This is a genomic window from Haladaptatus sp. W1, assembly GCF_001723155.1.
Classification (GTDB): domain Archaea; phylum Halobacteriota; class Halobacteria; order Halobacteriales; family Haladaptataceae; genus Haladaptatus; species Haladaptatus paucihalophilus.
Window position 1 is genome coordinate 1 of the sequence record NZ_MEIH01000420.1, and the last position, 8,300, is coordinate 8,300.

At 56.4% G+C, this 8,300-nt stretch carries 8 protein-coding genes; all 8 read left to right on the forward strand.

Annotated features, from left to right (window positions below; all coding sequences use genetic code 11):
* The first annotated feature begins 908 nt into the window (after window positions 1-908).
* Window positions 909-1,982, forward strand: coding sequence for a molybdopterin dinucleotide binding domain-containing protein (locus BG842_RS30760; protein ID WP_217493385.1), 1,074 nt, complete (start codon window positions 909-911; stop codon window positions 1,980-1,982).
* The gene (locus BG842_RS26765) at window positions 1,982-2,740 is read left to right on the forward strand and encodes a molecular chaperone (protein ID WP_069453162.1); all 759 of its coding nucleotides are present in this window, start codon (window positions 1,982-1,984) and stop codon (window positions 2,738-2,740) included. The genes BG842_RS30760 and BG842_RS26765 overlap by 1 nt, the downstream gene beginning before the upstream one ends.
* Window positions 2,730-3,803 (forward strand): Mrp/NBP35 family ATP-binding protein, encoded by a 1,074-nt coding sequence (locus tag BG842_RS26770; protein ID WP_069453163.1) that lies wholly within the window; start codon window positions 2,730-2,732, stop codon window positions 3,801-3,803. The genes BG842_RS26765 and BG842_RS26770 overlap by 11 nt, the downstream gene beginning before the upstream one ends.
* Window positions 3,800-4,093, forward strand: a complete 294-nt coding sequence (locus BG842_RS26775; RefSeq protein WP_083252767.1) for a DUF1684 domain-containing protein — start codon at window positions 3,800-3,802, stop codon at window positions 4,091-4,093. The genes BG842_RS26770 and BG842_RS26775 overlap by 4 nt, the downstream gene beginning before the upstream one ends.
* Window positions 4,094-4,676: 583 nt before the next feature.
* Window positions 4,677-5,426: a S8 family serine peptidase gene (locus BG842_RS26780; protein WP_069453164.1), complete on the forward strand. Its 750-nt coding sequence runs from the start codon at window positions 4,677-4,679 to the stop codon at window positions 5,424-5,426.
* Window positions 5,427-5,450: 24 nt separating this feature from the next.
* Complete coding sequence (locus tag BG842_RS26785; RefSeq protein WP_069452550.1) at window positions 5,451-6,617, forward strand: ISH3 family transposase; 1,167 nt, start codon at window positions 5,451-5,453, stop codon at window positions 6,615-6,617.
* Between the two features lie 192 nt (window positions 6,618-6,809).
* Window positions 6,810-7,484: a S8 family serine peptidase gene (locus tag BG842_RS26790; RefSeq protein WP_256388583.1), complete on the forward strand. Its 675-nt coding sequence runs from the start codon at window positions 6,810-6,812 to the stop codon at window positions 7,482-7,484.
* A 493-nt stretch (window positions 7,485-7,977) separates the two neighbouring features.
* On the forward strand, window positions 7,978-8,300 hold a 323-nt coding region (locus BG842_RS26795; RefSeq protein WP_069453166.1), incomplete at its 3' end, for a universal stress protein.

The following is an 8,300-nucleotide window of genomic DNA, read 5'->3' on the forward strand; positions in this document are numbered from 1 at the left end:
TGATTTTTATTTTGGGGCTTGAACGCTCTACCATTTGTAATAAAAAAATACTAATTTTAACTGTCTATATGTCTCTAATACTATCACATCCCATCCTTTTCTTGTTTTATTTGGGGTCGAAATTAATTTCAATTGTTGTTACCCCTCTAACTAGTGCTTTTCCAAATCAACATCGAATTATTGACTTGACCACCAGTCTAAGAGAGGCAAAGAATTGGAGAATATCTTTTCGCCCTTCAAATATATTAAAAATTGATCGCATACTACCTATTGTTGTTCTTTCTACGATTTACTTATATTTCTTTATGTATTATTTTACTCAATTCCAAAATAGAGTATTTTTTATTTTAATTCAACCAGTGAGTAAGTCTGCTGGGAATTCCCTATCAACCTTAAGGCTGATTTTATTCGGATCGAAAAGTAGTGGAACCGTAACAAATATTATGAAGTATCCCAGTTTAATAGATAATCGACTCTCAACAGTTCTTACTTTTGGCAATAAGGTTTTGTTAGCATTAATAATATCCTTACTCTTATACTCGTTCTTATTAGAAAAGATTGAGGACATCCCCCCGTTAGATATTGGAGTGATTGTTTCCTCTGGATTCTATTTCATTGGTGGAATGATATTTAATCTTATAGGCTCTCGCTCACTACAAATACTATTTGCCCCAATCTCATTTTCATTTGCACTATTAGATAGAGAGAATATAATGGTAATTATCATTTGTATATTGGTAGTTTCTTTGTCACCAATCTCAATGTTAAATTTGATTTTTGTGAATTATTCACTTAGTGGAGGTGGTCCCGTTCAAGATTACAAGACTAACCAAGCTGGAGAATTTGCCAACAGATATTCAAACGAAGTCGTCCCCGACGCTCGTCCATTCGAGGAGGTTCTCATCGACATGTGGAAACGCATGGACCTCCCGGGTGTCGGCGACGGTGCGATACTCGACGCCAGTGGCAACCGCCACCCGCTGAACACTGCCGAGGACTTCTACGTCAAACTCGCGGCGAACATCGCGTACGACCGCACCCCGGTTCCGGACGCCTCGGATGAGGAGCGAAAGACCTTCCGACGCGCTCACGAGAAAGGGCTCGGCGACCACTTCGACCTGAACCGCTGGAAGCGTGCCGTCACGCCCGCTGAATGGCGAAAAGTCGTGACTGTTCTCAACCGTGGCGGTCGATTCGAAGAACCGGTCGACGGCTACGCTGACGACTACACAGAACACGGGCACGACTACCCGCACGCGGAGCGCGGCGGCGACCGGTCGAACGCCTACGATGGCGAGCACATGCGATACCGCTTGGAGTCCCGCGTGAACTTTTACAGCGAAGCCGTTCCACGCGGCAAGCACTCGTTCACCGGAGAGCGGTTCGACCCGCTCCCGAAACTCGAAGACGTCCGGCACTACGACGGCGGCGTCCAGGTGGGCGTACGGAGCGCGGACACCAACGAGCGGCCGCTGCAACTCATAAACTGGAAGCCGCGCACTCAGGGGATGCACCGGACGACGAACTCACCGTGGCTCCGCGAAACGCGCCCGGAGAACCCGCTCTGGATGAATCCGGTCGACGCGGACGAGCGCGACATCGAGAACGGCGACCACATCCGCATCGACGCCGGTCGGCGGACCGTCGAAGGGATGGCGATGGTCACGAACGGAATCCGTCCCGGTGTCGTCGGCGCGATGTGGGGATGGGGGCGCGAGGGTGACGGCGCCGTCGCCCAGACCGTCGACGGAACGACGACGGAATCGGTCGAAGGGTACGGTCACACACCGTACCAGTTCGACCGCCCGATGTCCGAGGACGCGGGAATCGCCAAGGGTCGCGACGCCGGGTTTGCGATCAACCATGTCCAACCGTTCGACCACGCCCTGGGCAACGCCGGGCTGAGCGACCTCGTCGGCGGCAGTAGCGCCCAATTCGACGCGTTCGTCGACGTCGAACGCCTCGACGGAGGTGGTCACTGATGACGGCGCTGTCCGACGACGTCGACCAGACGACGTTCGCGCGCTCACGAGCCAACGTCTACGGCCTCTTCGCCGCGATATTCGACGGCGATGTGGCGGCGCTTATCGAAGCGAGAGACGACGGCGTGTTCTGCCGTCTCGCCTCGACGCTCCCGGGCGATATCGACTGCACGCCGCTCGACGACCTCGACGACGAAGCGCTCTCGTTCGCCTACGAGAACCTCTTCGTCGTCCCGGGAACGCACTACGTTCCGCCGTTCGCATCGGCCCACGCGACGACTCCGTCGGAGTCCTTCGAGTCGCCGTCGGCGTATCACGACGTGGGCACGGCCGGAGAATTCCTCGGGAAACCCGCGGCGAACTTCTCCGAACTGTACGCCCAATTCGGGTTCACACCGACGCGAGGCGACGGCATTCCGGACCACATCGCGGCGATATTCGACTTTCAACGGGCGCTCTGCCACCACGAGGCGGCGATGCGTGACGACGGTGACGACCCGTCCCGTCTGCTCGACGTCCAGCGTTCTGTCTATCCCGCACTCGCGTGGCTCGACGCCTTCGACGACGCCGTCCACGAACGCGACTCGGCTGTCGGCGCGTTCTGGACGCTGAGCAGACTCGCCCGAACGTTCGTGGCGTGGGACGCCACCGCGTCACCGGCGGCCTCAACGGAGACCGCTCGGACCGTCCCCCTGACCGACGAGACGAACCGCTCGACGACCACCTCGCAGACGACTTCAACCGACGATGACAACTGACAGAGCCACACTCCTCGATGCACTGAGCGACGTGATCGATCCGGACCTCGACGACGATATCGTCTCGACCGGTCTCGTCACCGACGTCGAACTCGTCGGCGAGACGGCGCAAGTCGAACTCGATCTAGGTGCGCCATTCGCACCGACCGAGGCCTCTATCGCGGCCGACGTTCGGGACGCGATTCGGTCGGTCGGGTTCGACCCTAATCTCCAAGCGACTCGGGGAGAACACCGAGACGACGGTGCCCTCCCCGGCGTGAAAAACGTCATAGCGGTGGCGTCCGGCAAAGGTGGCGTCGGAAAATCGACCGTCGCGACTAATCTCGCCGCTGGTCTCGCCGAACGGGGCGCGCGCGTCGGCATTCTCGACGCCGACGTGTACGGGCCGAACGTCCCGCGGATGCTGGGCGTCGACGACGACCCCACCGTCTCGCACGACGGCGACACCGACCGCATCATCCCACCGATGGCGTACGACGTGTCAGTGATGAGCGTCGGCCTCCTCGTCGGCGAGGAGGAACCGGTCGTCTGGCGCGGCCCGATGGCCCATAACGTCTTGTCGGACCTGTTCGAGGACGTCGCCTGGGGCGGACTCGACTATCTCGTCGTCGACCTGCCACCGGGAACCGGCGACGTGCAACTGACCATCCTCCAGGGACTACCTGTGACCGGTGCCGTCGTCGTGACGACGCCGCAAGACGTCGCTACCGACGACACGCGACGCGCGATGCAGATGTTCGCCGAGTACCGAACGTCCGTGTTGGGTGTCGTCGAGAACATGTCGACGTTTGTCTGTCCCGACTGCGATAGCACCCACGATCTGTTCGGCGAGGGCGGTGGTCAGAGACTCGCCGACGACGTCGACGTTCCACACCTCGGTGACCTCCCCCTCGACCCCGCCGTTCGGAGCGGTGCCGACGGCGGTCGTCCGGTCGTGTTGGAGTCAGGTGAAACGGGACAGGCGTTCCGCGACCTCACCGGCCGCGTCGCCGACAGCGTCGGCCTCCTCGGTCGCCTCAAACGCGCCGACGTCGCAACCGGCTCGCCACGAGTGTCGAACTGACACAGCACGGCGACGAAGTCATGTTACAGGCGTACAAGAACGACCCCGACGACGGCCGGTTGTGGGTGCCGATCCGTGATGCGACCAGCGGGGAGGCAACCTTCGGAGCGGGTCGATACCTCTATTTGGAGGCCGAAACTCACCGACAGGACGACGGAACGTGGGTACTCGACTTCAACGAAGCGTCCAATCCGACCTGTGCATACGCCGACCACTACGAGTGTCCGCTTCCACCGTCCGAGAACAGGTTTCAGGTTCCCACCGAGGCCGGAGAGAAGACGCACAAATAGTCGGTGAGCCGGTCGGCAAACCACTCGATGTACCCTGATCGTCCCGTACACTGGTCGTCGGTTGAGAGCGCGAAAGGAATTAAATGCGGTCTTGAAACGCCGAGAAGAGAGTTGAGAGCGTTCGACGGCGTTCACCGTGCATAACGAAGTGGTTGCCGTCTGCAATTTCGGCGTACTCCTTGCGGTTGTCCGCAGAGCCCATCGCAACCGTGAATTACGATTTGATCGGACAGCGGCGAGCCAGTTCGATGCTGACGATTGCCGAAAAATAGGGCAGTCGACCGAAAGAGGGGGTTTTCGCCTCGAAATAAAATAATCTTTAAATCAAATTCGAGAGGCGTATTACCACCGAAAATCGGGTTATGAACTGTCAGAAGACAATATATTCTGATGTTGCTTTGAACATGAATATTGTGACAAAAACAATCTGTATGTGTTTCAACTTTATTCCAATAATTTATATAATGGTGGTTCAATTGTTACCATCGAACATAGGAAATAATACTCATTTCTCCCGGAGAACGGTATTAATCGGTATACCGGAACTGGCATCGGTGGTTTAACGGTCGGGACAGGAACAGGGATGAGTGTTCCTCCGCGCTTTGTTATTGGGACGCGTTCCAAAGCCGCAGCTAACAAAGCAAAAGACCAGGCATCTGAAGTGATTCGAGAACTCGACTTCGGACCGACCGGCCAAGCGGTTGTTGGTCGCTTTGGAGAAGACGATCGTGAAGCACTGCGCACTCACCATAGTGTCCGGTACGTAGAGCCAGATATTCGTGTACATGCCTTCGGAGAGACGTTACCCTGGGGTGTCGACCGGGTGGACGCCGAAGTCGTTCATTCGAGCGGTAACACCGGGAACGGTGCAGACATCACTATCATTGATACAGGAATTGACAAGGACCACTTGGATCTCCAGACGAACGTGGGTACTGGAGCATCGTTTGTCGACTATACCACCTCATGGAACGATGACAACGGGCACGGCACGCATTGTGCAGGGATCGCTGATGCAGTCGACAACTCCACAGGCGTGATCGGTGTCAGTACCTCAGCCACACTCCACGCGGCGAAGGTACTTGATGAAAGTGGCAGCGGGTATGCCTCTGATGTGGCCGCCGGCATTACGTGGGCTGCTGATCAGGGATACGATGTGGGAAGTCTTAGCCTCGGAAGCCGTCGGAGCTCATCCGTTATCAGGGACGCTTGTACAAATGCCTTCCAGAACGGTGTCCTTCTGGTCGCAGCGGCTGGAAATGAGGGCCCTAGCAAAAATAGCGTCGGTTATCCTGCTGCATATCAAGATTCAGTACATCACAAAGCCGGTTAGTTGAGACGTCTGCTTGCAGAAGGTGTGTCTAAAACCAAGCAAGCAGACAATGAAATCCACGAGGACCAGGTCCTTAACTTCCTCGTCAACTCTCTTGACGAGGAAGTTGCTCTCTCCTTCGCTGAAAACGCCAAACTCGACGCTGAAGGCATTTACGAGGTCCTCGTCGGCGCGTGCGCCGACGGGACCTCGGTCTCTACGCTCTGTGAGAACAGCAAAGATGCGCCTCACGAAAATTCAGTTCTCTACCATCTTCGCACCAAGTTCGACCTTGAGACGCTCGAACAAGTTGGCAACATACTCCTCCAGAAGGACGTTCTCGATGTACTCCCCGAGCAGGTGGAGGTCGTCGCTGACCTCCACCTGCGGCCCTATTATGGCGACGAAGACGACACGGACGGTCTCTATCACTCGCAAGCGAAGCGTGGAACCACCGCGTTCCACGCCTACGCCACACTCTACGCGCGTGTGAAGAACAAACGCTACACACTGGCGGTGCGCCGTCTTACCGACGGCGACACCGCCAGCGGCGTCCTCGCAGAGTTTCTTGGCATCCTTGACGGCCTTGACCTCGGTGTCAAGGCCGTCTACCTTGACCGCGAATTCTACGATAGTAAGTGTTTGACGCTGCTTCAGGCACACAACCACGCCTACGTTATGCCGATCGTCCGTTGGGGACGGACGATCAAGCAAGAACTCTCGGAAGGCTGGAGTCGCGTGATTCAACACAGTCTGACGGCGAAACTCGACGGTCACAGCTGGACCGTCGAGTTTCCCGTCTACATCGACTGCACCTACCAGAACGGGCGGTACGATGAACACGGGGTGGCGCGTCACGGCTACGCCGCTGACGCGCCGTTCATCGACACGCCACGAGACGCTCGATACCACTACGCGAAACGCTTCGGTATCGAGGCCAGCTATCGACTCTCCGAGCAAAGTATTGCGACGACCTCAACACAGAATCCGGTCGTACGGCTGTTGTACGTGGTGGTGAGCTTGCTGTTACAGAACGTCTGGCGGTTTCTACATTGGGAGTACGTGGCGACGCCCCGCCGTGGGGGGCGTCGCCTCTGGCAATGGTCGTTCAAGGAGTTCATCAACATGGTCCGACGGGCAGCGTGGACGGCCCTCGCGACGCGTCGGGCCGTCCCCGCGAACCGGCCACCGGACGACCGGTTTACCCGGTAACTTTCGGTCGGGCTAGCCTGCGGTATGAGTGGCGACGCTGTCGCGTCGGCGGCAGACCGCCGCCGACAGCGACGGCTCGCCTTCGATTCGTCCATGCTTCTCTCGTCGAGACCGTCAGAGCAACCGCTCCGACACAGAACTCAGGCTTCAGAAACAGTTGGCCGAGGATGCTTTGTGAGGTACTGAGATTGTATCGCAGTCAGTGCAACCGACATGAATGATACGCTGCCGCGGTGGTCCTCACGGGGGTCTGCGGTCGAGCTTGCAGCACCCGGCGTCAATATTCTCTCGACATACAACGACGGCGATTACACCTCGCTCTCTGGGACGTCGATGGCGTGTCCGCATGTGAGTGGGGCAGGTGGACAGCTGATGGCGAACGGCTACACGAACACCGAAGCACGCCAGCGACTCCGTGAGACAGCCGAAGATATAGGTCTGTCGAGCAAGGAACAGGGGTATGGGTTACTTGATATCGAGAATGCTGTCCTCGGGACGACGACCGGCGATAATCTAAATGGTGGGTCGAGTGGTGGCGGCGACTCTGCACCTGTTGTCGACTCGCTGGACCTTACTGAGAATAATACCGGAGGAAGTCCACATGCTGATTTCGATGCGTCTTGGACGGTGAGTGATTCGAGCGGTGATCTCTCCACAGTTGATGTCACGCTCACTGACAGCACTGAAGGCGTGACCGAGGACTCTACAACGGTCGACGTGAGTGGTGATACAGCTACAGCGACTACAACACTACGGGCGAGACACGAAGAGAACTCTGGGCACACATACCAAGTGAAACTCGTCGTGACCGATTCGAATGGAGCCACGGACTCAGCAACAGCCGACGAAACTGAGGATGGGTCGTGATACCTGTGCTCTAAGCAAATCAATGACCCTGCATATTTTGCGGAAAATCGATGTTCGATTATCGTTTTTCGAAAGGAAGGCGTCGAGCGTCCCGTCGTCAGTTGCGGTTTCGACGGCGGCCATGTGTTTGCGGAAGGCATTACGGTGGACGTGATGCGGACACGTACAAGTCATCAGGTCCTCGGTCACGTCGTCGATGGAGACTGTGTACTGGTGGTTGGCGGGGGTCTCGTGGCTCTCGTTAGTGACATTGAAGAGCCCGGGGTATCGACGTCGAAGGAGAACTGTTCCACTGGGAATCCTCACTCGTAATCGTTCCAGACCTCACCTACTCGGTCATCTACTCGCTCAAGATCAATAGTCCATTACGACGACAAAATCGACCGGGAAGTCTCGCTCAATAGCGTCTTACAAGTTGTTCAGCAAAGATTCGGTGTTCTCGAAGGGTGAAAAATCACATAACCGTTTATGTCGACCGACCGAATTAGGTAGCATGTACGAGTCAATCTTGGTTCCAACCGACGGTAGTGAAGGGGCGACGAGGGCGATCGAACAGGCCATCGAGTTGGCAAACCAATACGACGCCGCCCTCCACACTATCTCCGTGATTAATACCGGTGACATCAAGGCGAACTTGCCGGAAGGAGACGTTCCCGAGAAACTCGAAGAGGAAACTCAAGAGGCTATCGAGGACGTAATAGACCAAGCAGAGGCAGCAGATGTCGATACTATCGAGGCAGTGATTGCAGAAGGTATTCCATATCGAGCCATTCTAGAGTATGTCGACGAATACGACATTGACCTCGTCGTGATGGG